This is a genomic window from uncultured Lutibacter sp. (assembly GCF_947493565.1).
Taxonomy (GTDB): domain Bacteria; phylum Bacteroidota; class Bacteroidia; order Flavobacteriales; family Flavobacteriaceae; genus Lutibacter; species Lutibacter aestuarii.
Genome location: NZ_CANLRG010000002.1, coordinates 251,366 through 276,529, shown reverse-complemented (window position 1 = coordinate 276,529; position 25,164 = coordinate 251,366). Strand labels below are relative to the sequence as shown.

The 25,164-nt window shown below is 29.5% G+C and carries 27 protein-coding genes and 1 tRNA gene; 10 read left to right on the top strand and 18 right to left on the bottom strand.

From position 1 onward, the window contains the following. Positions 1 to 6: 6 nt before the first annotated feature. From Q0714_RS03095 to Q0714_RS03045, 11 genes are all read right to left on the bottom strand, one after another. On the bottom strand, positions 7 to 507 hold the full coding sequence (locus tag Q0714_RS03095) for a F0F1 ATP synthase subunit B (RefSeq protein WP_298262844.1): 501 nt from the start codon (positions 505 to 507) through the stop codon (positions 7 to 9). Between the two features lie 78 nt (positions 508 to 585). Then, complete coding sequence (atpE, locus tag Q0714_RS03090; protein WP_089380496.1) at positions 586 to 777, bottom strand: ATP synthase F0 subunit C; 192 nt, start codon at positions 775 to 777, stop codon at positions 586 to 588. A gap of 33 nt (positions 778 to 810) precedes the next feature. Then, positions 811 to 1,908 (bottom strand): F0F1 ATP synthase subunit A, encoded by a 1,098-nt coding sequence (atpB, locus tag Q0714_RS03085; RefSeq protein ID WP_298262843.1) that lies wholly within the window; start codon positions 1,906 to 1,908, stop codon positions 811 to 813. 116 nt (positions 1,909 to 2,024) lie between these two features. Continuing rightward, positions 2,025 to 2,420, bottom strand: a complete 396-nt coding sequence (locus Q0714_RS03080) for a hypothetical protein (RefSeq protein WP_298262842.1) — start codon at positions 2,418 to 2,420, stop codon at positions 2,025 to 2,027. Beyond that, a complete protein-coding gene (locus Q0714_RS03075; protein WP_298262841.1) occupies positions 2,404 to 2,634 on the bottom strand; it encodes an AtpZ/AtpI family protein in 231 nt (76 codons plus the stop codon). Before Q0714_RS03075 ends, Q0714_RS03080 begins: the two co-directional genes overlap by 17 nt. Beyond that, the gene (locus Q0714_RS03070; RefSeq protein ID WP_298262840.1) at positions 2,603 to 3,001 is read right to left on the bottom strand and encodes a polymer-forming cytoskeletal protein; all 399 of its coding nucleotides are present in this window, start codon (positions 2,999 to 3,001) and stop codon (positions 2,603 to 2,605) included. Before Q0714_RS03070 ends, Q0714_RS03075 begins: the two co-directional genes overlap by 32 nt. A gap of 20 nt (positions 3,002 to 3,021) precedes the next feature. Next, positions 3,022 to 5,268 (bottom strand): hypothetical protein, encoded by a 2,247-nt coding sequence (locus Q0714_RS03065; RefSeq protein ID WP_298262839.1) that lies wholly within the window; start codon positions 5,266 to 5,268, stop codon positions 3,022 to 3,024. 93 nt (positions 5,269 to 5,361) lie between these two features. Beyond that, a complete protein-coding gene (locus Q0714_RS03060; protein WP_298262838.1) occupies positions 5,362 to 6,057 on the bottom strand; it encodes an ABC transporter ATP-binding protein in 696 nt (231 codons plus the stop codon). A gap of 30 nt (positions 6,058 to 6,087) precedes the next feature. Next, positions 6,088 to 7,566 (bottom strand): DUF5687 family protein, encoded by a 1,479-nt coding sequence (locus Q0714_RS03055; RefSeq protein WP_298262837.1) that lies wholly within the window; start codon positions 7,564 to 7,566, stop codon positions 6,088 to 6,090. Positions 7,567 to 7,617: 51 nt separating this feature from the next. Further along, positions 7,618 to 8,307, bottom strand: coding sequence for a hypothetical protein (locus Q0714_RS03050; protein ID WP_298262836.1), 690 nt, complete (start codon positions 8,305 to 8,307; stop codon positions 7,618 to 7,620). 11 nt (positions 8,308 to 8,318) lie between these two features. After that, positions 8,319 to 8,657, bottom strand: a complete 339-nt coding sequence (locus Q0714_RS03045) for a PadR family transcriptional regulator (RefSeq protein WP_298262835.1) — start codon at positions 8,655 to 8,657, stop codon at positions 8,319 to 8,321. 121 nt (positions 8,658 to 8,778) lie between these two features. Between Q0714_RS03045 and Q0714_RS03040 the strand changes: the two genes are divergently transcribed. The 9 genes from Q0714_RS03040 to alr all read left to right on the top strand — a co-directional run bounded on the left by Q0714_RS03040 (position 8,779) and on the right by alr (position 16,059). Next, entirely contained in the window at positions 8,779 to 9,831 is a 1,053-nt protein-coding gene (locus Q0714_RS03040) for a ferredoxin--NADP reductase (RefSeq protein ID WP_298262834.1), read from the top strand. A gap of 35 nt (positions 9,832 to 9,866) precedes the next feature. Beyond that, the gene (locus Q0714_RS03035; RefSeq protein ID WP_298262833.1) at positions 9,867 to 10,541 is read left to right on the top strand and encodes a LysE family transporter; all 675 of its coding nucleotides are present in this window, start codon (positions 9,867 to 9,869) and stop codon (positions 10,539 to 10,541) included. Beyond that, the gene (locus tag Q0714_RS03030) at positions 10,542 to 11,114 is read left to right on the top strand and encodes a PepSY domain-containing protein (RefSeq protein ID WP_298262832.1); all 573 of its coding nucleotides are present in this window, start codon (positions 10,542 to 10,544) and stop codon (positions 11,112 to 11,114) included. A 38-nt stretch (positions 11,115 to 11,152) separates the two neighbouring features. Continuing rightward, entirely contained in the window at positions 11,153 to 11,362 is a 210-nt protein-coding gene (locus Q0714_RS03025) for a PLD nuclease N-terminal domain-containing protein (RefSeq protein ID WP_298262831.1), read from the top strand. A gap of 8 nt (positions 11,363 to 11,370) precedes the next feature. Next, a complete protein-coding gene (locus Q0714_RS03020) occupies positions 11,371 to 12,567 on the top strand; it encodes an ATP-grasp domain-containing protein (protein ID WP_298262830.1) in 1,197 nt (398 codons plus the stop codon). Next, a complete protein-coding gene (locus Q0714_RS03015; RefSeq protein ID WP_298262829.1) occupies positions 12,554 to 13,456 on the top strand; it encodes an aldo/keto reductase family oxidoreductase in 903 nt (300 codons plus the stop codon). The genes Q0714_RS03020 and Q0714_RS03015 overlap by 14 nt, the downstream gene beginning before the upstream one ends. Positions 13,457 to 13,472: 16 nt before the next feature. Then, positions 13,473 to 13,682, top strand: a complete 210-nt coding sequence (locus Q0714_RS03010) for a YwbE family protein (RefSeq protein WP_363317268.1) — start codon at positions 13,473 to 13,475, stop codon at positions 13,680 to 13,682. A 79-nt stretch (positions 13,683 to 13,761) separates the two neighbouring features. After that, complete coding sequence (locus Q0714_RS03005) at positions 13,762 to 14,904, top strand: amidohydrolase (protein ID WP_298262828.1); 1,143 nt, start codon at positions 13,762 to 13,764, stop codon at positions 14,902 to 14,904. A gap of 3 nt (positions 14,905 to 14,907) precedes the next feature. Further along, entirely contained in the window at positions 14,908 to 16,059 is a 1,152-nt protein-coding gene (gene alr, locus Q0714_RS03000; RefSeq protein ID WP_298262827.1) for an alanine racemase, read from the top strand. 66 nt (positions 16,060 to 16,125) lie between these two features. Here the strand turns inward: alr and Q0714_RS02995 are convergent, their stop codons facing one another. From Q0714_RS02995 to folB, 5 genes are all read right to left on the bottom strand, one after another. Then, a complete protein-coding gene (locus tag Q0714_RS02995; protein ID WP_298262826.1) occupies positions 16,126 to 17,961 on the bottom strand; it encodes a M1 family metallopeptidase in 1,836 nt (611 codons plus the stop codon). Between the two features lie 93 nt (positions 17,962 to 18,054). Next, complete coding sequence (locus Q0714_RS02990; RefSeq protein WP_298262825.1) at positions 18,055 to 19,698, bottom strand: S8 family peptidase; 1,644 nt, start codon at positions 19,696 to 19,698, stop codon at positions 18,055 to 18,057. A gap of 10 nt (positions 19,699 to 19,708) precedes the next feature. After that, positions 19,709 to 20,569 carry an MBL fold metallo-hydrolase gene (locus Q0714_RS02985; RefSeq protein ID WP_298262824.1) on the bottom strand — a complete coding sequence of 287 codons (861 nt, stop codon included), beginning with the start codon at positions 20,567 to 20,569 and terminating at the stop codon, positions 19,709 to 19,711. 94 nt (positions 20,570 to 20,663) lie between these two features. Further along, positions 20,664 to 20,734 (bottom strand) — tRNA-Cys (locus tag Q0714_RS02980). 98 nt (positions 20,735 to 20,832) lie between these two features. Then, a complete protein-coding gene (gene folB, locus Q0714_RS02975; protein ID WP_298262823.1) occupies positions 20,833 to 21,192 on the bottom strand; it encodes a dihydroneopterin aldolase in 360 nt (119 codons plus the stop codon). Positions 21,193 to 21,321: 129 nt separating this feature from the next. On the opposite strand from folB, the gene Q0714_RS02970 reads away from it, so the two are divergent. Further along, positions 21,322 to 23,007 carry a glutamine--tRNA ligase/YqeY domain fusion protein gene (locus Q0714_RS02970; RefSeq protein WP_298262822.1) on the top strand — a complete coding sequence of 562 codons (1,686 nt, stop codon included), beginning with the start codon at positions 21,322 to 21,324 and terminating at the stop codon, positions 23,005 to 23,007. 98 nt (positions 23,008 to 23,105) lie between these two features. On the opposite strand, the gene Q0714_RS02965 is transcribed toward Q0714_RS02970, so the two are convergent. Further along, entirely contained in the window at positions 23,106 to 23,909 is an 804-nt protein-coding gene (locus Q0714_RS02965) for a cytochrome c biogenesis protein (RefSeq protein ID WP_298262821.1), read from the bottom strand. Positions 23,910 to 23,912: 3 nt separating this feature from the next. Beyond that, on the bottom strand, positions 23,913 to 25,157 hold the full coding sequence (locus Q0714_RS02960) for a cytochrome c biogenesis protein ResB (RefSeq protein ID WP_298262820.1): 1,245 nt from the start codon (positions 25,155 to 25,157) through the stop codon (positions 23,913 to 23,915). Positions 25,158 to 25,164 lie beyond the last annotated feature (7 nt).

Below are 25,164 nucleotides of genomic sequence, written 5' to 3'. Positions count from 1 at the left end.
AATTAATTAACTAATAGTTACTTCTTTTAATAGCTCTTCAACAAGTTTAGTTTGCTTGTTTTTATCTGCTAATTCACCTCTCACTACTTTTTCTGCAATACCTACTGATAATTCAGCAACTTGATTTTTTAAATCTGTAATTGCAGCTTGTTTTTCAGCCTCTATAGTTGCTTGCGCTTGTTCAACAATTTTAGCAGCTTGTACTTGAGCTTCATTTTTTGCTTCAGAAATAATACCCTCTTTCATTTCACGTGCTTCTTTTAAAAGCGTATCACGTTGTGCACGTGCTTCTTTTAAAATGCGCTCGTTATCAGCATTTAGGTTTTGCATTTCTTTACGTGCATTTTCAGCTTCATCTAATGCATTTTTTATACCTTTTTCTCTTTCATTTACAGAATTTAAAATAGGTTTCCAAGCAAATTTTTGTAATAAAAGTACTAAGGCAATAAATAAAATTAATTGCCAAAAAAATAAACCTAAAGAAAATTGTTCTATTAACTTCTCCATTTTTTTGTTTTGTTATTCTTTAATTAATAGTTTAAACAATAGCTACAACCAACCGTTGTAGCTATTTGCTTGTTTTTCTTAAGCTGCAAATAACGCAGCAAATCCAATACCTTCAATAAGTGCTGCTGCAATAAGCATCGCTGTTTGGATTTTTCCAGAAGCTTCTGGTTGACGTGCAATAGCGTCCATTGCTGAACCACCAATTCTACCGATACCTAAACCAGCACCGATTACAATTAAACCTGCTCCTACGAAATTTAAACCTGTCATAATATATATATTAATTAATTAAACATTCAATTTTTAGTGATCGTCATGTTCTTCAACTGCCATACCAAAGTATAATGCCGATAACATGGTGAAAATATATGCTTGTAGCGCTGCTACTAATAATTCTAATAAAGCTAGTGCAAATGCTAACCCAAACGATAATGGACTACCAATCCAACTTTTAAACACAAACATTAAACCTATAATACTCATTAATACAATATGACCTGCTGTAATATTTGCATACAAACGAATCATTAAAGCAAAAGGTTTAATAAAAGTTCCTAATAACTCTATTGGAGCTAATATAATTTTCATTAATACTGGAACATCTGGCATCCAAAAAATATGTTTCCAATAATTTTTATTAGCGGTAAATGTTGTTAGGAAATAAGTGATTAAAGCCAACGCTAATGTAACTGCAATATTGTTAGTAACATTTACACCAAGTGGCGTTAAACCCAATAGGTTGATAATCCATACAAAGAAAAATACCGTTAATAAGTAACCCATATATTTTTTATATTTTTTTTCACCAATATTAGGAATCGCAATATCATCTCTTATGTATAAAATTATTGGCTCTAACATACGACCCATACCTTTTGGCATCAGGTTTCCTTTGTATGATTTTGCCATACGGGTAAACATAAAAAACATTAAAACCGCTACTATAATAATAAAAACAACGTTTTTGGTGATAGAAAAATCTAGAGGTTTTGCATTGGTTGGGTGATGCTCTTCATCATAAGAAATGGTTCCTTCAGCATCTGTTTTATATATTTTATTATGGTATAACTTGTAGTAGTTACCATCAACTTCGGCTACTGTTTCTCCGTGGTGAAACTTAGAAGAAGAAAATATTTTTAAACCACCATCGTAAATAATTACTGGTAATGGTGCACTAAAATATTTATGTTCACCTGCGTCTGTAGTCCAAGAAAACAATGTAAAATCGTAAGAATCTAGCAAGTGATGTGCTATATATTCTTTAATTTCAGTTTTAAGATCTTTCTCTTGAGGAGTTGTTTCTTCATGAGCTTTTGTTGAAGCATCATGTTGAGCATTTACTGAAATTGTTACAGTTAATAGTAGTAACGAAAGTATTTTTACCAAGTTAATTCTATGCATATCACTTTATTAATAGTGTTCTCTAAAAATATTTTGCAAATGTACGGTTTTATATTAGAAACCAAAAAATATTTTTTCTATGTTTTTTTATCTTATTTTTTTTGGTTTTAATTGACTTATAGCTTGTTATTTAACAGCCTTGAAACGTAGAAGGTTTCAAGAATTAAACAAGTAATGTAAGGCAGTAAAAATGAAACCGATTCCAACGTATTTATTTCACCATTTTGTTTAAAAACTGGAAAGAAAAAAATAAAGAACACGCCAAATTTTAAAAAACTTCCTCCCATAAAAATAAAGCCTAGTAAATCTAAATACTTTTTTCGTAAAAAATAAAGAGCTATAAAAATTATAAATGCCAATAAATAATTTACGATATAAGAAGCAATGATCATATTTTCAAAAAGAGGATAATTAAAATATGATAAAATAGCTAAATGAATTCCAAACACTATGCTTAAAACAATTAATAATAGTATTGAAAATTGTAGAATTGGCTTAATCGTATTTATCATTGATTCTTTTTAACTGAGCTAAAACACTCCAAATTGCAGCAAACAAAGAGAGTAATGTTAAAATTATGGTGTAAATTTTATTAGAAGTTTCAAAATAACTATCTAACCATTTTCCAAAATAGACTCCCAAATAAATAGTAATGCCCATTTGAAAAGCTACTCCAGTTAGTTGTAGATACTTATTAAGCTGTTTTTTCTTTTTTGGATTGCTCATTTTTTAATTCCTTAACTGAACCTTTCATTGCACAAGTTGCATTGAATTCAGCTCCTGGCTCAACAGATAATTTACTTATAATTACATCTCCTGAAATTACGGCTGTTGCTTTTAATGTTAATAAACTACTTACTTGTAATTCTCCTGAAAATTTTCCTTCTACATCCGCATTTTCACAAAATACTTTACCTTTTACAGTTCCATCTTTTCCAATAACTACACGACCTGATGTTTTAATAGTTCCTTCAACACTTCCATCAATTCTAAAATCGCCTTCTGAGATAACATCTCCAACAATTGAAGTGTTTTTTCCTATAATATTTCGTTCTAAAACTTGTGGTTGCTTTTCTTTTTTTTCTGAAAACATGATGTTTGTGCTTATTAGGGTTATTGAATTTTTGTTTTTATGGTGTTTATTACTTCCAATGCTTTTTTTCCTTCTTCGGTATTTGGGTAATTCATAGCAACAAAATCTAATGCTTCTTTAAAAGCAACTATCCCTTCTTTTTTACCTATAGCATACGCTTTTAAAAGTTCAAATTTAGGAATTATTTCGTGTCCTTCAAATCTGCTAATTGCATTGGTAGATTTTTTTATAACACTGTCGTACATTTCATCTTTATATTCATAAAAAACTTCGGCATAAATATTTTCGGGTAAGTTTTCATTTTCTTGAATTAATGATGCATTAGGGTTTAAAATTATTTTAGCATATTTTGATGTTGGGTAATTTGAAACAATATCATTTTTCAATATTGTTGCTTTTGCATTACCCTGATTGTTATAAATTTTATATAAATGATATTTTGCTGGAATTAAAAGAGTTGTTTTTGGATTAAATGTGAGTAGTTTTTCTAATTTGCTAAGCGCTAAGTTTTCTTCTTTAAATTGTTCTTTATAAATAACACCTAATTTAAAATAAGCGTTGTTTCTTTCGTTATATAAACTATCTATTTCAATGGTATTGGTTGGAATATTTTTTAAATAATACTCCACATTGTATTTTTCGTTTTCTACTACATTTAAATTCTCTTCATCAGCTTTCAATTTAGTATCGATTAATTTAAATTGTGTTTTATCACTTAACCGCCAATTATCTTCTAAAGGTCTATTTCCCCAAATTTGTTGAAATTCTTGTTCTCCAAAACCAACAGTTTGTATATTATAAAAGTACCAAGTACTTGATACTTTTTTATTATTATCTTTTGAAAAAATAAACCCTTTTCCAGTATTTTTGATGGGTGTTGCTTTTTCTTCTTTTGATTTTAAATTTTCTATATACTTGTTAAAATAAGCTGTTTGATCCTCTTTACTCATTTGAACCAATTTAAGGATACTATCGCTTGTTTTAGCTATGTTTTCATATAAAATAACTTCGTTTAAATTATTTCTTCTTCTAGCCAATCGTCTTATTCTTTTTGAATTTTCACTTTCTGTAGCTCTTAATACACTATCATAATAAGAACCTGCTTTTAAAAACTGGGCTTTTTCAAAAAATAAATCTCCAGCTGCTTCGTAGGATAATTCTTTTTGAAATTTAGAAATTTGCTTGGCTGCAATTGATTTTTTAAAACTTTCAATAGCTACTTCAAAATTTTGATTTTTTTGAAGGCTTCCAAGGTGATAATATAGTTCTCCTAAATATGGACGATTATCTCTGTTTTTTATTAATTTTTTTAATAACTCTATAGTCGCTAATTCATCTTCAGAAGTGGTAACGTTTTTTGCTTTTTCAATTTGAGCTTGTATTTTATATTTATACGGTGCCTTTTTAAATTCAATTAGGCTTTGAAATGCTGTGTTTGAAGAATCTATTGCATTTTTTTCTCTATACAATTGACCTAAAATGAATAAATTTCTAGCAGTTTGCTCGTTATTTTTTGTGCTTATTATTTTTTCACTGCTAACCTTTTTATTTTTGGTAATCATTGCAGGTATAAAAAGGTTTTTTTTGGTTTTAAAAACTGCTTTATTTAAATGATTAATTACTTCTTGATTTTCACCAATTTGTGCATAAGCCATTGCAATGGCTGTTTGAGCTGATTCACTTATTTCTTCAGGTAGATCTTGTTTTTTTAATAGTTTTTTTAAATCTTCAATAGCCTGTTCTTCATTTTGTAAACGAATTTGAGTTTTGGCTTGCCAAATTTTAGTTTCATTAATTAAACTAGCCTTTGGATAATTGATTACAATATAATTAAAGGCTTCTAATGCGGGTACAAATCTTTTAGAGTAATAACGTGATTTACCTAATAACAAATAAGCATCATCAATTTGTTTATTGCGTTCTTGTCTTGCAATTAACATAGAATGCATTTGTATGGCTTTTACGGCTTTTTCTTCTGCCTTTTCAAATTCTTGAGGAGAGCTGTCTTCATCAACATTCATTCCAGGCAAAGCCAATACATCAATTTTTAAAGGTTCAATTGGTAAAACTTCCCAAAAATTGTCTTCGTAATTTGAATTTAGTTGCTCTAATCCAATGCGCAAAGCTTCATTACCATTATAAAGCACATTATATTTTGTAGTAACTGAATGATAACTTCTATTTATAAATGCGTCTTTTTTTGTTGAACAACTTAATACCAAAAAAAAAGCTAAAAAAGGAGTTGCTATTTTAAAAATATTTTTCAATAGAATCTGTTTTTACTTCCCTCTTAACTAATTAGGTTATCAAATTATTGTAAGCGGGATGTAAAAATACAAAAAACTATGTATTTAATTGACTTACACTGAAAAATAGGTTTCTAACTCTTTTAAGGTTTCTTGTGAGGTTTGAATATCTTTTACAACATTTCCTTTATCCAATACAACAATTCGTTCACACACTTCGGTTACATGACCTAAATCATGGCTAGAAATTAATACTGTTGCTTGACTATTTGTTGTTAAATCTTTCAGCATTTTTTTTAGTCTAATTTGAGTTGTTGGGTCTAAATTTGCAAAGGGTTCGTCTAACACAATAACTTCAGGATTTCCAATTAAAGCTGCAACTATGCCTGCTTTTTTCTGATTTCCTTTGGATAAATCTCTTAAATATTTTTTCCCTCCTAAAATTTCACCATTAAAAATTTCTTCAAATTGTATTAAAAACGTATCAATATCTGCTTTGTTTAAGCCTCTTAATTCTCCAATAAAATAAAAATATTCTTCCGGTGTTAGGTAACCAATTAAAAAGCTTTCATCAATAAAAGCTGCTGTAAATGGTTTCCAGTCTTCACTTTTATTCACTTGAATTTCATGAGTAATTATTTGTCCGGTAGTTGGGTTTATTAAATCCAACAATAAATTAAAAAAGGTAGTTTTTCCAGCTCCATTGTTTCCAACCAAACCAAAAGTTTGTCCTTTTGGGATTTCTAATTCATCAATATTTAAAACTATATTTCCGCTATATTTTTTTGAAAGTTCAGTTACTTTTATCATTCGTAAAATTTTTAAAGTTGTTTGAAAGATTTAATTACTTTGGTCAAAAGCGCTAATCATTTTATATTTTGAATTCAGGTATTTTTTTGTAATAAAATTCATTATTTTTTGATGAAATACAATGCCGATAATTCCTAAAATTATTAAGGTAGCAATTCCTGCTTCAAACCCTAAAAACTTATAGGGAACATAAAACAGTAAAATTGGAATTAAAAGCAAAGGAAAACCTATTAACCATTGAACAGCTCCAGTCCCTTGGTAATTAAATGCTGCACGCTGTGTTAAGTCTATCTTTTTTCTATTAAAAGAACCTCCTAAGAGTAAAACATGAGAATTTATTCCAATATTATAAATCATAGCTGCAAAATGGATGGTTAATATTTTCCAGCCAAAGTAAACATAAGGAATACTTAGCACAAACATAATAATGGCGCTAATTAACATTAATGAGAATTTTGAATTTAAGTATTCTTTATACTTAATATTCTGGCTCATTAATAGCTTATAATACCCACTGTCCCATGCTGGGATAAATTGTCCGAAATTGATCATAAAAATTCCAGTAACAAAAATACCAACAAAAACAAACATAGGAATCCAGTCTTTATACATTGGGTTTGGGTAAAAGAACAACCCATACAACAGTCCAATTACTAAAATAAATATTGAAGATCTTGGACGCTTGTTTCTCCACAGTAATTTTAAATCAAGCTGTAAAAAAGGAGCTATATCACCAAATCTTCTGGTCCACGCTAAATCAGTAGTTGTTGCAACATCGGCCTTCGCTTTTAAAGAACCATCTACATATAATTTAGTTTTTAGCATCGTGTAATTAAAATAGTATACTAACGCTAAAATTGCTATTGGAATACTTAAATAAATTGGATTTTCAACTATAACATTGATAGCGTTTCCTAGTAAGGTTGTAAATTCAATTAATTCAAAATAGTTTACTGCAAATAATAATGAAGCTATTAGTATTAATGGTAAAAAAGATAATTCTGTTTCGGCTGATTTTGCTTCAATAATAAAGTTTAAAAAATTAATTATTAAAGTGAACACATACATTAAAACCATCCAAACTATGGTTGTTGTAGTATTATAATCTTCAAAAATTAATATAACTCCAAAAGGAATAATTGCAAAAAGTGGTAAAAAATTAAAAAATGAAAGGGCAGACCTACCCAATACATAGTTTAAAATTTTATTTCGCTTTAATGGTAAAATTAGTAAAGGTTTAATATTCATAACTGGCAATTTTTGCAAGAAAAATCGCATTAATAAATCGCCTAAAAACCAATAAAATAAAAAGCTATTTACCATTAATAGCGGATCAGATTCTGGAAATTGCTTTTTCAATAAAGGGTAAATACTAATTCCTAAAGCCAAAAAAACTAACATAAAATAAACAGCTAAAAAAGCCATTAAAATATTTAGTGCTATACTTTTTTGCCAATAGGATGAACGAAAAAATTGTTTCCATTCAAAATTTATAAAATGCTTAATCATTAGTTTTGGTTTTATGACTTTGGGTTATACGTAGCTATTTATAACTATTTGTTACACTAATTTATATTCTGGATAATTTTCAACCAATAAATTTTCGGCTTTTTGTGGCAAAACAACTGCACTCATATAAACGTAAACTACCATTATTGTAAATATAGCTGCATAAAAAATTGCCCAATATGTGTTATAAACTTTTGGACTTGATATATTAATAATATTAAACAAATTAATGCCTATCATTCCTCCTCCTAAGAACAGGCCTTTAAAAATTATATCTTCTAACAGCCATTTTTTGCCATTCAATTTTTGTCTTTTTTTAACTTTTTGTAATAACAGAATATGTTTTACTAAACCAAATAAAATTAAAACCACTAAAACTGAAAGTGCAAATGTATCTCCAAACTGAATTAATCCTTTGTAGAAAAAATAAAAGAATGTAAAAGTTGCTATAATTTTTGGCAATTTAAACCAATCTTTAGCGTGCTGCCATAATATTTTTATATACTTTTTTTGCAATGTACCTTGTCTAGCTCCATACACATCCATAAAACCAAAAACACCAAATTTTTTAAAACTGATATCTCTTGCGTGTTCAAAAGAAAGATTTGGTTTTTCTTTCCAAATTTGTTCTATATCGTTGGCTAAATGGTCAACCAACTCAGTTTGCACATCAAAATGTTCTACATAATGTTGACGTGTAAACTTATATAGTTGTTGAATTTGTTCTTTAGTTAGTTTCATTCTAAGCAATTTTATTCTAAACTAAACTTTGGATTTACAATTTGTTGCATGGTTTTTAAAAACTCTTCCATCTCAGCCAATCGATTCACGGTTTCTTTAGTCCCATTTTTAGTAAGTTTGTAATACTTTCTTAAACGATTATCAACTTTAGCTACTTCAACATCTAAAAACCCTTCGGCTTCCAATTTGTGCAATGCAGGATATAAAGCGCCTTCGGTTATTGAGAGCTCGCCTTTGGTTAATTCTTTAACTTTTTGAGTAATTTCATAACCATACATTTTCTCATTTTTTGCTAATAACTTTAAAATAATGGTTTGTAAAGAGCCTTTGTATAGTTTTTGATTTCCCATGTGATGTTTATTACTAATTCAAATATATACATAATTTTCTTATGTATAACTTTCTTAGGTATATTTTTAACAAAATGTTTTTATTTAGTTTAACTACTTTTGTACCCTTAATAAAATTACCATGTCAAAATTTTACACACTAACTATAAAAGAACTTAAAAAAGAAACCCCAAATGCTGTTTCTTTAGTATTTGATATTCCTTTGGAATTAAAAAATGAATTTCAATTTAAAGCTGGACAATATTTAAATATTAAAAAAACAATTGCTGGAGAAGAATTAAGAAGAGCTTATTCAATTTGTTCATCGCCAAATAGCGGAGAGCTTAGAATAGCTATTAAAGCAGTTGATAATGGAACTTTTTCCGTCTTTGCAAATACCATTTTAAAAGAAGGAGATACTTTAGATGTGCAAAAGCCTGAAGGAAAATTTATTTTAGAAACCTCAACATCACATTCAAAAAATTATTTAGCAATTGCTGCTGGAAGTGGAATTACACCTATAATGGCAATGGTGAAAGATGTTTTAGCTAAAGAGCCTAACAGTACTTTTACACTTATTTATGGAAATAAAACTACTAGTGAAACTATTTTTAAATCTGAAATAGATGAGTTGGCTTCCAATTTTCAAAATCAATTTAATGTTCAATATGTTTACAGTCGTGAACAACAAGAAAATGCACTTTTTGGAAGAGTTGATACTGGAAACATCAACTATATTGTAAAAAATAAATTTAAAAATTTAACTTTTGACAGCGCTTTTTTATGTGGTCCAGAGCAAATGATTGAAACCGCTAAAGAAACTTTACTTGAAAATGGTTTTAATAAAAACACCATTTTGTTTGAATTGTTTTCAACCCCAACTTCATCTAATGAACCCGCTCAAACATTCGAAGGTTCATGCCAAATTACTGTACTAGTTGATGATGAAGAAACTTCATTTAACATGGAAACTAAAACTTCTATTTTAACCGCAGCATTAAAAGAAGGTATCGACGCACCTTATTCTTGCCAAGGTGGAATTTGTAGCAGCTGTTTAGCAAAAGTAACTGAAGGAAAAGCAGTCATGGATAAAAATACTATTTTAACCGAAGAAGAAATTAAAGATGGATTTATTTTAACCTGTCAGGCGCACCCAATAACTGAAAAAATAACAGTTGACTATGATGATGTTTAATATTTATAGTATTTTCACATTTTAGTAAACAAAAAATGGCTTTTAACGAACTTAAAGAGGCAGTAGTAATCGGATTTTTCCTAGCATTTATGATAGGTCCTGTTTTTTTTATGCTAATACAAACAAGCATAATTAAAGGAGCTAGAGCAGCTATTGTGTTTGATTTAGGTGTTATGTTAGGAGATGTTGTTTTTATCTTAATTGCCTATTTTGGAAGCAAAAGTTTATTGGAAAAAATTAAAGATGATCCTCGTTTATTTTTAATAGGAGGTCTCATTTTATTAGTGTATGGTATCATTACTTTTTTAGATAAAAGTCAAAAAAGAGCCATTCAAGATGAAAGTTTGGTATTGCCTGAAAAAACAAATTATACAAAATTGTTTTTAAAAGGATTTTTGCTCAATTTTATTAATGTAGGCGTTTTAGCATTTTGGTTAGGAATGATTTTAGTGGTAGGTCCAAACTTTGAAATGGATTCCAATAAAATATTCAACTATTTTGCACTTATTTTAATAAGTTATTTAGTAACTGATGTTGGAAAAATAGTATTAGCCAAGCAATTAAAGAAAAAATTAACTCCAAAAGTTACCTATAAAATAAAACGTATTATGGGAGTTTTATTAATGATATTTGGAATTGCTTTAATGGTTAAAGGTTTTCTTCCCAAAGAAAAATTAAACCTAAAAAAGGTAATTGAAAAAGTTGAATAAATGACAAAAAATACCTCAAGAAAAAAACAAGCAAAAATTTTAAGAATTTTCAGAAAAATACACCGAATAACTGGTGCATTACTTTTTATATTCTTTTTTATAATTGCTATAACAGGCATCCTATTAGGATGGAAAAGCCATAGTAATGATATAATGATACCGCAATCTTATAAAGGTTCTTCAACTAACTTACAAAAATGGCTTCCGTTAGATAGTTTGCACAAAAATGCAATCACAATTTTAAGAGACTCTATTTCTACAGATTTGTCATCAGAGCTTGACCGTATAGATGTTAGAAAAAATAAAGGAATAGTGAAGTTTATTTTTGAAAATCATTACTGGGAAATTCAATTAGATGGTGCTACTGGAAATGTATTAAATATTGGAAAAAGGTATTCAGATTTATTTGAAGACATTCATGATGGATCGATTTTAGATGATACTTTTTCAACTTCGAATAAACAATTTGAATTGGTTTATACAACTCTTATGGGATTGGCTCTACTACTTTTTACCATTACTGGTTTTTGGTTATGGTATGGACCAAAAAAATTAAAAAATAGTAGAAATTAATTAGCTACCTTTATTCTTTAATTAAAAAATAGAAAAAGATGAATTTTTTAGGAATAATTGGCCCTTGGCAATTAATTTTAATACTTTGCGCGTTTTTAATACCCATAATTGCATTGATTGATATTTTAAGAAGCGACTTTAAAGGAAACGAAAAGCTTATTTGGGTTTTAGTGGTATTGTTTACCAGTTTTATTGGTACAATCTTATATTTTTTAATTGGTAGAAATCAAAGAATAAAAAAAGATTAATTTATAAAATGATACTTATTGATAAACCCTATGCTTCAGATTTTTTGATACAAACTATCAAAGAAAATAATTTTGAAATTATAGCCACAGAGGCTGCAAAATTAATGATTGCAGATCCCTCACTAAATTGGATTTCAGAACAAAAAGCAATCCAAAAAATTAAAGATAATCCAACAATTCCAATCTATTCAAATTCTGAAAATTCAATAGGTTGGGTTGAAGAACATCTACATTTTACAAAATTGCCTCAACAAATTTCATTGTTTAAAAACAAATTAAAATTTAGAGCGTTAATAGCAGATATTTTTCCTGAGTATTTTTTTAAAGGTATCAAATTTACAGACTTAAAAAATATAAACGTTCACCATTTAAAATTTCCTTTTATTATAAAACCAACCGTTGGATTTTTTAGTATTGCAGTGCATAAAGTTGATAGTGCTAAGGAATGGGAAAGCGTTTTAAATGCTATTGAAAATGAAGTTTCCAACTTTAAAAGTCATTATCCAAAACAAGTTATTGACATCACCGATTTTATAATTGAAGAATATATTGACGGAGAAGAATATGCGGTAGATTGTTATTTTAATAATAAAGGTGAACCTGTTATATTAAATGTTTTACATCATATTTTTTCATCTGCTAATGATGTAAGCGACCGTGTTTACTCTACTTCAAAAACAATTATTGAAACTTATTTTACACAAATTCAGTCATTTTTACAATTAATAGGTAAAAAAGCCAACTTAAAAAACTTTCCAATTCATATTGAAATTAGAGTAAATCCTGAAGGAAAAGTATATCCAATTGAAGTTAATCCATTACGTTTTGGTGGTTGGTGTACAACAGGAGATTTGGCTTGGTATGCTTATGGAATTAATTCTTATGAGTATTTTTTAAAAGGAAAAAAACCTGATTGGAACGAGATTTTTAAAACTAGAGAATCTCAAAAATACAGCATTGTTTTACTGGATAATGGTTTGGGAATTCCTGAAAATACAATTTCACATTTTGATTTTGAAAAGTTACTCAAAGATTTTAAAAAACCTCTGACTCTTAGAAAAACAGATTTTAAAAAATATCCTATTTTCGGATTTGTTTTTGTAGAAACTACTGCCGAAAATGAACACGAACTTTCAACAATTTTAACTTCTGATCTTCAAAAATACATCATCTTAAAAAGCCGTGTAAATAATGAATCAAATTAGTTTAACACCACAATTAAAATTTTCTAAAATAGTTCATGGGTATTGGAGGTTAGCAGAATGGAATTTATCCAATCAAGAGCTTTTAAAATTAATTCAACAAACACAAGAATTAGGAATAACAACCTTTGACCACGCAGATATTTATGGAAATTATTCCTGTGAAAAATTATTTGGTGATGCTTTGGCTTTAAAGCCTTCACTTCGTCAAAATATTCAAATTGTTACCAAATGTGGAATTAAACTAGCAACAGATAAATTTCCTACAAGAAGTATTAACTCATACGATTATAGCTATCATCATATTATTTCAACTGTAGAAAGCTCTTTAAATAACTTTAAAACAGATTATATAGATGTTTTATTACTACATCGCCCATCTCCATTTTTTAACCCAGAAGAAGTTGCAAAAGCTTTTAATGAATTAAAACAACATGGTAAGGTATTAAATTTTGGAGTTTCTAATTTTACACCTCAACAATTTGAAATGTTATCTTCATATGTTGAAATGCCTTTAGTTACAAATCAAGTAGAAATTTCACCTTATTGCTTAGAACATTTTGACAATGGTAATATCGATTACTTTTTAAATAAAAGAATTAAACCTATGGCTTGGTCTCCTTTAGCAGGTGGAAAATTAATTAAACCAACTACTGAAAAAGAACATAGAATTGTAAAAACTTTAAAAGAAATTGCCACAGAATTAGAAGTTGAGAATATAGATACTGTTATTTATGCTTGGCTTTTAGCACATCCTAGCCAAATTATTCCAGTAGTAGGAAGTCGACATATTGAAAGAATAAAAAATGCAATGAGTGCTTTAAAAATAACTATGAGTACGGAACAATGGTTAAAAATTTACATTGCCTCTGTAGGTAAAAACCTACCTTAAAATACAGTTTAAAGAAATGGAAATTAAAAAGATAGATGGAAAAACTAGAAAAAATATTAGAATAGGAGCTCAAGTAGAAATTGTTCAAAAACATCATCAACGTAGTGGCGAATTAACCAAAGGTATTGTAAAACGATTGTTAACAAGCTCTGCATCACACCCACATGGTATAAAAGTTCAGCTAGAAACAGGAGAAATTGGTAGAGTGAAATGGATTTTAATTTAAATTAAAGCCCTTAAATTAGGAAGTCTATTGGTAATTTTTATTTTATAGTTTCTTAAATTTAAAAACCTTCTAAACGATAATGGATGAAAAATTATTTCAAGAACTAATTCCACTAAGGCACAAGTTACATGCAAATCCTGAGTTGTCTGGAAAAGAAACTAATACCTCAAAAGTTATTTATACATTCCTAAAAACTTGCACCCCAACTACACTATTAACCAACATTGGTGGATATGGTATATTGGCAATTTTTGATAGTAAAAAAAAGGGGGAAACCATTCTTTTTAGGGCAGATATGGATGCATTACCTATAACGGAAACCAATACGTTTAAACACCAATCTTTAACTAAAGGTATTTCCCACAAATGCGGTCATGATGGACATACAACCACCTTGCTAGGTTTTGCAAAATTATTATCTAAAAACCCACCAAAAAAAGGGAAAATAATATTGTTATTTCAACCTGCGGAAGAAACTGGAGAAGGTGCCAATAGAGTTATAAATGATCCTAAATTTAAAAATTTAAATCCTAGCTATATCTTTGCTTTTCACAACATTCCAGGAGAAACTTTACATCAGGTAATTATTAAAAAGGATTCCTTTACAGCTGCTGTAAAAAGTATTATCATAAAAATTTATGGTAAAAATGCCCATGCTGCTGAACCAGAAAAAGGAATAAATCCAGCTTTATCAATTTCCAAAATTATTCAAACGTTTGAAACACTTTCCAATAATCATCCTAAAAGTGAAAATTTTTCAATAATAACTCCTATTCATATAACTATGGGAGAAATTGCCTATGGTACTGCTGCTGGATATGGCGAATTAAGGTTTACTTTAAGAACTTGGACTCAAGAAAAAATGAATATATTATCTTCAACAATTATAACTATTTTACAGAAAATTTCAATTAAACACAACGTTAAAATTGAAACTGAATGGACTGAAGAATTTAAGGCTACAAAAAATAACAATGACGCTATTAATATTATTTTGTTAGCAGCCAAACATCAAAAGTTAGAGGTACAATTAAAAAAAGAACCTTTTAAATTTGGTGAAGATTTTGGGTTGTTTACACAACAATTTAAAGGAGCTATGTTTGGTATTGGTGCTGGAAAACATTGTGCTCCCTTACATAATCCAGAGTATGATTTCCCAGATAAAATTTTACCAACTACTATTCAATTATTTCATCAAATAAGTTTACAACTTTTAAATTAACCTATGTTTTATACCTCCTACTTAGAAATTAGTAAATCAGCTTTAATTCATAATTTAAGTTTTTTAAAAAATCATATTCGTAAAAACGTACAAATATCCTCTGTAGTAAAAGGAAATGCGTATGGGCACGGAATTGAAGTTTACATTCCTTTAGCTGAATCATGTGGTATCAATCATTTTTCAGTTTTTAGCGCAGATGAAGCATTTAGAGTTCAAAAATCTTCAACAAATAACAATACCATTATGATTATGGGTTTGGTTGAAGATGAACAATTAGCTTGGGCCATTGAAAATGAGATTGAATTTTATGTTTTTGAATTTGATAGGTTAGAAAAAGCGGTTGAACTAGCAAAAAAATTACATAAAAAAGCGTGTATTCATATTGAAATTGAAACTGGCATGAATAGAACTGGTTTTAGTCAAAAAAATATTGGTAAAATTTGCCAATTTATCACTCAAAATAGCGCTCATATTACTTTTAAAGGTTTATGCACTCACTATGCTGGAGCTGAAAGCATTACAAATTATTACAGGATAAAAAAACAGCAAAAAAGCTTCCAAAAATCAGTACAAAAATTTACTGATAAAAAGGTAATTCCACTTCAATTACATACTGCTTGTTCTGCAGCCGCATTACGGTATCCAAAAAGCCAAATGGATATGGTAAGACTAGGGATTGTTCAATATGGTTTTTTCCCAAATAAAGAAATATATATAGAGTACTTAACCAAAAAGAAAATAACCGAACATCCTTTAAAAAGACTTATTTCATGGAAAAGTAAAGTTATGGATATTAAAACTGTTAAGGCAGGAGAATTTGTTGGCTATGGAACTTCATATCTAGCCAATTCAAATTTAAAAATAGCAACAATTCCTGTGGGTTATAGCCACGGATTTAGTAGAGATTTAAGTAATCAAGGTCGTGTGTTAATTCACAGTCAAAGGGTAAGTATTATTGGTGTTGTAAATATGAATATGATTACAGTAGATGTTACTAAAATTGAACAAGTACAAAAAGGTGATGAAGTAGTTTTAATTGGAAAACAAGGTGATTTAGAAATTAGTGTTTCCTCATTTAGTGAATTTAGCGATCAAGTAAATTATGAGTTATTAACCAGGTTGCCTCAAAGCCTACCAAGGTTTGTAGTGGATTAAAAAACATAGAAAAAACCCTTTTTTAATTCTTAAAAAAGGGTTTTTAAAATTTTAAAGTATTCAACTTTAATTTACTATAAATATATTATTAGATCTTTCTATATCAGCCATCAATCCAGAATCATCTATTTCAACTTTTTTAATTTCTTTTGATGTTGAGAAGGTGTATAGCGGGTTGGCCCAAGCCCAATCTTTTAGTTTAGTAGCTTTTGTTGGTTTTTCACCACGCATCATTTTTAATGAAATATTAAACTTTTCAATAGTTTCATCTGTATAAGTTACTGTTACATCAATTGGCATAGGCATTTGACCTACTCTTGCTAGAGTAATAGTACTTCCTTCAACATCAGCAACTGCATAATCTATAGTATGTGCAGTTTCTATCCATTCATTTAAATACCAATCTAATTGAATTCCAGATTCTTTTTCAGCAACACGTTTAAAATCATTAGGGGTTGGATGCTTAAATTTAAATTCTTGAAAATACTTTTTTAGGATCTTTTTTACATTTTCTTTACCAACAATGTAGTTTAATTGTGTTAAAAACATACTTCCCTTAGTATAACTTCCAGTACTAAAAGCAAAATTTGTATGGAATCTATCTGCATGAGTGGTTAAAGGTTCTTCAATTTCAGCATTTACTAAATAAAAATAACTTCTATAACTGCTTGATGATGGTTCATCTCCTTTATTTTTTAATATTTTACTTGATGCTAATGTTGAAATATAGGACGTAAATCCTTCATCCATCCAAGAGTGTTTGCTTTCATTTGTGGCAAGTGCATGTTGAAACCACGCATGTGCTAACTCATGAAAAACAGTACCAACAATACTTCTTAAAGTTTCTCCACCTGCAATTAATGTACACATTGCGTATTCCATTCCACCATCACCTCCTTGTATAACAGAGTATTGTTTCCAAGGATATTGACCAATGTTTTCATTAAAATAATCTAAAGCTTTTTCTGTTAAAGGTTGAACTTCTTTCCAGGCTTCTAAATATTTTTTATTGTTTTTATATAAAAAATGAAGTGTTGTCCCACTCTTTGTTTTTAAAACATCATGCTTAAAATTAGGATCTCCTGCCCACGTAAAATCATGAACATTGGGAGCTATAAAATGCCAAGATAACTTTTTCCCTTTTTTTATTGTTAAAGGTTTTGTTTTGTCTTCATATCCATGACCAATTTCTTGAGGGTTTTGAAGATAACCTGTACCTCCAACTACATAATTTTTATCGATATGAAGTGTTACATCAAAATTACCCCAAACACCATGGAATTCACGAGCAATATAAGCATCGGCATGCCATCCTTCAAAATCATATTCTGCCATTTTTGGATACCATTGTGCCATAGAGAGTGCCACATTATCTTCACTATTTCTACCTGCTCTTCTAATCATCACAGGAACTTGTCCTTCAAAACTCATATTAAAAGTTACTTTCTCACCTGGTTGAATTGCTTTATTTAATTTAACTTCTAAAACTGTTCCTTCTGTTTCAAAACTAACATCAATACCATTTTGCTGAAGTGATAAAACTTTAAGATATCCTATTTCATTAGGTTTTAACTTTGCTATTCTACTTTCATAAATAGGATTATCTCTCGAACCTATATTAGTAACCATTCTTTTATCTGGATCTATAATACTTTGCAAACGTAAATCCATTTCACTTCCAGGTTGGAATGCATTGTAGTATAAGTGATAAAACACTTTATTTAAAACATCTGGAGAATTATTGGTATAAACTAACTGTTGAGTTCCTTTATATTGATAATTTTTAGCATCTACATCTACATCCATAGTATAATCTACATGTTGTTGCCAATAGGTTGTATTATTTTGAGCAGCTAAAAAAGGGGTTGTAATTATTAAAATTACAAGAAATAATTTTTTCATTGAGTAGTAGTTTGCGGCGAATATAACCATTAAGCTATAAAAACAAAAAAGCACATTCAAATGAATGTGCTTTTTTAACAGAAAATTATAAGTTTACTTTCCGTTTACCATTTTATCAGCTAAAACCAATGCATTGTATGCATTTGCTATTTTTCCTGAAATTGATAGTTCCGAAAAAGGTGCTTTTTTCCCTTTTTCTCCTGGTACCAATACTTCCATATCAATTTTAGTTCCTGAATTCATAATAATATATTTTACCTGACTTGCAGATAATTGAGGGTAGTAAGATCTAACCAAAGCTGCAATACCAGCTACCTCAGGAGAAGCCATTGATGTACCGCTAATTTTTTGATATTCGTTTTTTGGGAATGTAGAGTAAATTTGAACCCCAGGAGCAAATACATCTACATTTGTTTTACCATAATTAGAAAATACCGCAGGTAAATTTTCATTGTAATTAACACTCATTGCTCCAACTGTTAAAACATTATCAGCATATTCTGTAATTTTATCTTCAGAATCATTTGGCCAATTTGGTTTAACATCAATATCTTTACTATCATTACCAGCAGCATGTACTAATAAAACGTCGTGTTTTTCAGCATATTTTATAGCATCAAAAACCCACTCTTTGTTAGGAGAATAGTTTTTACCAAAACTCATATTTATAACTTTTGCTCCATTATCTACTGCATATCTAATTGCTAAAGCAACATCTTTATCTCTCTCATCTCCATCTGGTACAGCTCTTATAGACATTAATTTTGCATTTGTTGCAACTCCATTCATTCCAACACCATTATTACGAGTTGCTAAAATAATACCTGCAACATGCGTTCCGTGGATTTCATCATCTTTAGAACCTATTACATTACCATTTCCATAATTAGTATCTGTGATATCTTCAGGGTTATCACCTACAATTGCTCTACCGTCAAAATCAAAATCGTAGTTTTTATTTTTCTTTTGAGCCTCGTAATACTCATAAAACTGCTCTTCATCAACACCTCTTCCAAACAACCCAATTAAGCCTTGCACTTGTCCTTTTAAAGTTTCATCTTCAGTTTCAACAGCTTTTAGGTCTTCCATAGTAAGGCTGCTTTTTCCAGTAAACTTTTTAACTGCATTTAATGTTTCTTCTATTTGAACTAGACGGTCTAACGTTTGGAAATGTCTAGAACCAGAAGCTTCATATGCCTTAACATATTTTTGGTATTGTTCAAAATCAGCTTTATCTTCTGCACTAATATCATTGATAGTTTTTCCTTTAAATTTAGGATTTAGTTTAGCTACAATTCGAGTAATTTCTAATTGTTCAGGAGCTGCTACACCATTCCCTCCTAAGAAATTCCATCCATAAATATCATCTACATATCCATTTTTATCGTCATCAATTCCGTTTCCAGCAATTTCTTTTGGGTTCGTCCAAACAACATCTTTTAAGTCTTCATGTTCTACATCAATTCCTGAATCTATAACACCAACAATAACTGTTGTACCTTTTTTCCCTTCTAAAAATTTATAGGCCTTTTCAACACTTATACCAGGAATTGTATCAGTCATTAAATCGGCATGTGCCCAATGATTAAATTGTTCTTCACTTACAGTTCCTTTTTTTGCTACAGTTAAGGAAACAGATGTGTCCATAGTTGGTACTGCCATATTTTTTACAGAACCGCAACTAGCTAGAGTTATAGTAGCGAGTGCCGCTACATACATAGGTTTAAATATTCTCATATTACTTATTTTAATTAAATACTTCGTTAAATTTATAGGTTTGATCTAATCGAACTCCTTTTTCAGTATGCTTTACAGTACAAAGTTCATTACTTGCGTCATGTTCTAAAAACAACAGATAGTTTTTGTCTGCAGCATTGTTAAGAAATTTTGCTTTTTCATCCATGGTAAGTAATGGTCGTGTATCATACCCCATTACATAAGGTAACGGAATATGTCCTACTGTAGGTAACAAATCTGCCATAAATACAAGGGTTTTTCCTTTATATTCTATGTGAGGTATCATTTGTTTTTCTGTATGACCATCTGCAAATAAAATATCAAAACCAAGCTCTGTATTAATCCCAAAGTCAACTTCTGGTAGATTTACAAATTTTAATTGTCCACTTGCTTCAATAGGGTTGATATTTTCTTTTAAAAATGATGCTTTTTCTCTTACATTTGGTTCTGTAGCCCATTTCCAATGCTTTTTATTACTCCAAAATTTAGCATTTTTAAATGCTGGCTCGTAACCTGTTCTATCTTTATTCCATTGAATACTTCCTCCACAATGGTCAAAATGAAGATGAGTTAAAAAAACATCCGTAATATCATCTCTGTGGAAACCGTATTTAGCTAATGAAGTGTCTAAAGAAAATCCTCCAAAAAAGTAATAATATCCAAAAAACTTATCAGATTGTTTATTACCAGTACCATTGTCTATTAATATAAGCCGATTGCCGTCTTCAATAAGCATGCATCGCATACTCATGTCTATTAAATTATTACTGTCTGCAGGGTTTGTACGTTGCCAAATAGTTTTAGGAACTACACCAAACATTGCGCCACCATCTAACTTGAAGTTTCCTGTTTCAATAGGGTAAATTTTCATACATTCATGTTATAACTACAAAGATACATGATTTTATAAGTAAGAATGTGTTAAAGAAATCAAAAAAACCAAAGCAATTGCTTTGGTTTTGTAGAGGCGTCGAGCGGATTCGAACCGCTGTAGGAGCTTTTGCAGAGCCCAGCCTAGCCACTCGGCCACGACGCCATAAATTGGATTGCAAATTTAACTATTTTTAATAAGCTGACAAGATTTTTTGTAAATATTGTTTATTTGTTAAATTGATTTATTTCTAAATTGTAAATCTACTTTCTTTTTTTACTCATTTCAATGGTAACCATTGCTACATTTCCACCAATAGGCGGATTGAGTTTAGAAACTGCCACATCTGCTTTATCAACTAATGGAATTTCATCTAAAATTCTATTAAGTATTCGCTTTGCAACTTCTTCTAATAATTTTGACCGTATGGCCATTTCTTGCTTCACAATTTTGTTTAAATGCACATAATCTACAGTATCTGATAAATTATCGGTTTGTGCCGATTTTGATAAATTTGCCTTTACAGTAACATCTACCCTATAATCTGAGCCTATTTTTCCTTCTTCAATTAAACAACCATGATAAGCGTATACACGTATATTTTTTACTTTAATTACTCCCATTTAGTACTAAAATTTTGACAAAGATACTTAGAATTAGGTATAAAAAATGGTTATTTTAACTGATTGAATTATTTTATAGTTGTATTGGTAAAAAAATCAATAATTTTGTGGCTTATTTAGTTTACAATTATGAGTGAAGAAAAAAAGTCGCTAAATTTTATAGAACAAATTATTGAAGATGATTTAGCTAATGGTTTACCTAAAGAGAAATTGCGTTTTCGTTTTCCTCCTGAACCTAATGGATATTTGCATATTGGTCATGCAGCCTCCATTTGTTTGAATTTTGGATTAGGATTACGTTACAATGCTCCTGTAAATTTACGTTTTGATGATACCAACCCAGCAAAAGAAGAGCAGGAATATGTTGATGCAATTAAATATGATGTCCAATGGTTAGGGTTTAAATGGGATAAAATACTTTTTTCTTCTGATTATTTTCAACAATTGTACAATTGGACCATTGAGCTTATTAAAGAAGGAAAAGCCTATGTAGACAATCAATCTTCTGAAGAGATGGCAAAACAAAAAGGAACGCCTACTCAGCCCGGAATCAATAGTCCTAATAGAAATAGAAGCGTTGAGGAAAATTTGGAGCTGTTTTTAAAAATGAAAAACGGTGAGTTTGAAGAGGGTTCCCACGTACTACGTGCAAAAATTGATATGGAACATGTAAATATGCATATGCGTGATCCAATTATGTATCGTATTTTAAAAAGAGCACACCATAGAACTGGTAATAATTGGTGTATTTATCCAATGTATGATTGGACGCATGGTGAAAGCGATTATTTAGAACAAATTTCACATTCTATCTGTACGTTAGAATTTAAAAGTCATAGAGATTTATATGATTGGTATGTTGACCAAGTTTTTAATGAAACAAAACTAGCATTACGTCCAAAACAAAGAGAATTTGCACGTAGAAATTTAAGTTATACCGTTATGAGTAAACGTAAATTACTACAATTAGTAGAAGAAAATATTGTAAATGGTTGGGATGATCCTCGTATGCCTACTATTTCAGGTTTAAGAAGAAGAGGATATACCCCGTCATCAATCAGAACATTTAGTGATACTGCTGGAATTTCTAAAAGAGATAATGTGACCGATGTAGCCTTATTAGAACACTGCATTAAAGATGATTTAAACAAAACGGCACCACGTGTAATGGCTGTTTTAAACCCTATCAAATTAGTGATTACCAATTACCCTGAAGGGAAAGAAGAATGGCTAACTGCTGAGAACAACCAAGAAGATGAAAATGCTGGATACAGAGAAGTTCCATTTAGTAGAGAATTATTTATTGAAAAAGAAGATTTTAAAGAAGAAGCAAATAAAAAATTCTTTAGGCTAACTTTAGGTAAAGAAGTTCGCTTAAAAAATGCCTACATTATTAAAGGAGAATCAGTTGTTAAAGATGCCAATGGAGAAATAACTGAAATACATTGTACTTATGATGAGGATAGTAGAAGTGGAAGTGGAACAGAAGCAAGTAAACGCAGAGTAAAAGGAACACTGCATTGGGTTTCAATAAAACATGCAGTAAAAGCTGAAGTTAGATTGTATGACCGTTTATTTACTGATGAAGCACCTGATGGACATAAAGACAAAGATTTTAAAGAATTTCTAAACCCAAACTCTTTAAAAATAATCACAGCTTATGTTGAACCTAGTTTAAAAACTGCTAAAATATTAGATCGTTTTCAATTTCAACGCTTAGGGTATTTTTGTGTAGATAAAGAGACTAATGAATCTAATTTAGTTTTTAATAGAACCGTGCCCTTAAGAGATAGTTGGGCAAAAAAAGGAGTTTAAAATACTTCATATAAACAACACTTAAAAGTCGGGTTTTAGTTAAAATCCGCCTTTTAAATATTCATTAAAGAAACTACTTTAACAATAAAGGTTTAGTTTCAATAATTTGTATAAGTGTGTACACTTGTATTAGCAACTGGTAAATAATTAACACCAAACCAACAGACTAATAAAACTACAAAAGCAAGTGCCAAAATAGTTAATGCTTGTTTGGATTTATGCATATGAAAATAGCGATAATGAATATAAATTAAATAGCCCATCCAAGTTAAAAATGCCCAAACCTCTTTAGGATCCCAAGTCCAGTAATGCCCCCAAGCTTCTTTAGCCCATAACGCTCCAAAAAGTAATCCTAAAGTTAAAAATGCGAAACCTATATATACTAAATTATCTGCTAATTTTAAAGTTTCAATATTGAAATTTCCTTTATAATTATCATACCACCCTTTAATTGCTACAATACTTGAAGCTGCTAAAACTGCATAAGAAAATAAATAAACAAGCACATGAGGAATAAACCAAGGACTTTGTAAAGCTGGCATTAATGTTTTTGAATAGGTTTCTGGATTTAAATAATTTATTGCTAAAAACATTCCTGCCATTGCTATACTATAAGCTAAAAACCATTTATATTTCCAATGGAAATAAGTTAGAAATCCTATTAGAGGCAAAAAAGTAGCATACCATAAACGGGTTTCTCCCAAAGTTCTCATTGGAGGTCTATCCAACTCTAGCCATAATTTTACTACAAAAACAATTAAAACAAACCATCCAGAGAGAAATAACAAGTTTGCAAATTTTATCACTGTTTGTTTTTTATAGGAAAATAGTAAAAAAATTAGGCCTAAAACCCAAAGAATGCCAATAATAGTACTATATAAGGGAAAATCTATCCAAGTCATTTTTTAATTTTTTGTTATTTTATTTCCAACCCAAAACATATATATAGCTCCTGCAATCATCATAAAAATACCAATATATATTACCGGTAGCCAAGGGTCTTTTACCAACTCTAAAACACTTAAATTGCTCCATTTCCCCATCTTTTCATCGTAACTTAATTGGTAAATTTTATATCCTTTAAATTTAAAAGGTTTATTAACTTCTAAAACAGTACTAATACGCTCACCTTCTTTGGTTAAAATATCAATGTTGGAACTAAACTTTTTCACTTCAGGAATGGTCATTACAACAGAATATTCCTCACTTATTTTTAAAGATTCGTAAGGGTATCTAAAACTCCCACTACTTATCCAAGCGTTTTGAATAGAGTCATTTTTCGTGTTTTTTACTGTTATTGATGCTGCTGGAGGAGAACCTAATTCATTTACAGGAAAATATTGATCTCCAATTCTTCCAGCTGAAGTTAAAAATTTATTTATAGTTACTTCAAAGTTTTGAAAATAATAGGTTTCCCCTTCATTTACCAAATACAAATTTTTACCATTGTTATGTGCTATGCTACCTGTTTTATTATCAACCAAAGCCAATTTTGGGTGGTATTCTTCAATTACAAAATCATTTAAATAAAATGCAAAAGGTAATTCAACTTTATTTTTTTTGGCATCGGTAGCAATCCAACTTGGTTCTCCTTCATAAACATTTATTGATAAACGTTGCAAATCTCCAGTGCCTAACATTCCTGAAACAAGTGCTAAAAATAAACCTACATGATTCAAAATAAACCCAAAATTAGACCATTTAAATTGTAAGATTCTTTTAATAGAAATTAGACCCAAACAGGTTAAAAACTGAAATACAATTAATAAAAAAGCCCAATTACTTGTGATATGATTTAATCCAAGGTTATTGATAAAATTACTTTCAGAAGGGATTTGAGGTATAATACCCATTATCATCACCAATAAAGTAACTAATACTATACTTGAAATAGATGCAGGTACTTTAGTTAACCATCGTATTAATTGAGTTGTAGAAAACCATTTATATAAAATAAATAAAATAATAATATACCCAACTAAAAAAACAATATTATAGGGGTATGAAATTGTAAACGGTGTATCTGAAGCGACAAACATTTCTAAAAAAAAGCCTGTTACCAATAAACCAAATCCTATAAAAAAAGATTCAACGTAACCCCAAGGATTTTCCCAAAGATTACGTTGAACTTTGTAATTATTTTCACTCATATGAGTT

Bases quoted from the DNA above. Each gene is read 5' to 3' on its own strand.
- Q0714_RS03095 (WP_298262844.1), bottom strand. From the start codon at position 507: ATGGAGAAGTTAATAGAACAATTTTCTTTAGGTTTATTTTTTTGGCAA.
- atpE (WP_089380496.1), bottom strand. From the start codon at position 777: ATGACAGGTTTAAATTTCGTAGGAGCAGGTTTAATTGTAATCGGTGCT.
- atpB (WP_298262843.1), bottom strand. From the start codon at position 1,908: ATGCATAGAATTAACTTGGTAAAAATACTTTCGTTACTACTATTAACT.
- Q0714_RS03080 (WP_298262842.1), bottom strand. From the start codon at position 2,420: ATGATAAATACGATTAAGCCAATTCTACAATTTTCAATACTATTATTA.
- Q0714_RS03075 (WP_298262841.1), bottom strand. From the start codon at position 2,634: ATGAGCAATCCAAAAAAGAAAAAACAGCTTAATAAGTATCTACAACTA.
- Q0714_RS03070 (WP_298262840.1), bottom strand. From the start codon at position 3,001: ATGTTTTCAGAAAAAAAAGAAAAGCAACCACAAGTTTTAGAACGAAAT.
- Q0714_RS03060 (WP_298262838.1), bottom strand. From the start codon at position 6,057: ATGATAAAAGTAACTGAACTTTCAAAAAAATATAGCGGAAATATAGTT.
- Q0714_RS03055 (WP_298262837.1), bottom strand. From the start codon at position 7,566: ATGATTAAGCATTTTATAAATTTTGAATGGAAACAATTTTTTCGTTCA.
- Q0714_RS03050 (WP_298262836.1), bottom strand. From the start codon at position 8,307: ATGAAACTAACTAAAGAACAAATTCAACAACTATATAAGTTTACACGT.
- Q0714_RS03045 (WP_298262835.1), bottom strand. From the start codon at position 8,657: ATGGGAAATCAAAAACTATACAAAGGCTCTTTACAAACCATTATTTTA.
- Q0714_RS03040 (WP_298262834.1), top strand. From the start codon at position 8,779: ATGTCAAAATTTTACACACTAACTATAAAAGAACTTAAAAAAGAAACC.
- Q0714_RS03035 (WP_298262833.1), top strand. From the start codon at position 9,867: ATGGCTTTTAACGAACTTAAAGAGGCAGTAGTAATCGGATTTTTCCTA.
- Q0714_RS03030 (WP_298262832.1), top strand. From the start codon at position 10,542: ATGACAAAAAATACCTCAAGAAAAAAACAAGCAAAAATTTTAAGAATT.
- Q0714_RS03025 (WP_298262831.1), top strand. From the start codon at position 11,153: ATGAATTTTTTAGGAATAATTGGCCCTTGGCAATTAATTTTAATACTT.
- Q0714_RS03020 (WP_298262830.1), top strand. From the start codon at position 11,371: ATGATACTTATTGATAAACCCTATGCTTCAGATTTTTTGATACAAACT.
- Q0714_RS03015 (WP_298262829.1), top strand. From the start codon at position 12,554: ATGAATCAAATTAGTTTAACACCACAATTAAAATTTTCTAAAATAGTT.
- Q0714_RS03010 (WP_363317268.1), top strand. From the start codon at position 13,473: ATGGAAATTAAAAAGATAGATGGAAAAACTAGAAAAAATATTAGAATA.
- Q0714_RS03005 (WP_298262828.1), top strand. From the start codon at position 13,762: ATGGATGAAAAATTATTTCAAGAACTAATTCCACTAAGGCACAAGTTA.
- alr (WP_298262827.1), top strand. From the start codon at position 14,908: ATGTTTTATACCTCCTACTTAGAAATTAGTAAATCAGCTTTAATTCAT.
- Q0714_RS02995 (WP_298262826.1), bottom strand. From the start codon at position 17,961: ATGAAAAAATTATTTCTTGTAATTTTAATAATTACAACCCCTTTTTTA.
- Q0714_RS02990 (WP_298262825.1), bottom strand. From the start codon at position 19,698: ATGAGAATATTTAAACCTATGTATGTAGCGGCACTCGCTACTATAACT.
- Q0714_RS02985 (WP_298262824.1), bottom strand. From the start codon at position 20,569: ATGAAAATTTACCCTATTGAAACAGGAAACTTCAAGTTAGATGGTGGC.
- folB (WP_298262823.1), bottom strand. From the start codon at position 21,192: ATGGGAGTAATTAAAGTAAAAAATATACGTGTATACGCTTATCATGGT.
- Q0714_RS02970 (WP_298262822.1), top strand. From the start codon at position 21,322: ATGAGTGAAGAAAAAAAGTCGCTAAATTTTATAGAACAAATTATTGAA.
- Q0714_RS02965 (WP_298262821.1), bottom strand. From the start codon at position 23,909: ATGACTTGGATAGATTTTCCCTTATATAGTACTATTATTGGCATTCTT.
- Q0714_RS02960 (WP_298262820.1), bottom strand. From the start codon at position 25,157: ATGAGTGAAAATAATTACAAAGTTCAACGTAATCTTTGGGAAAATCCT.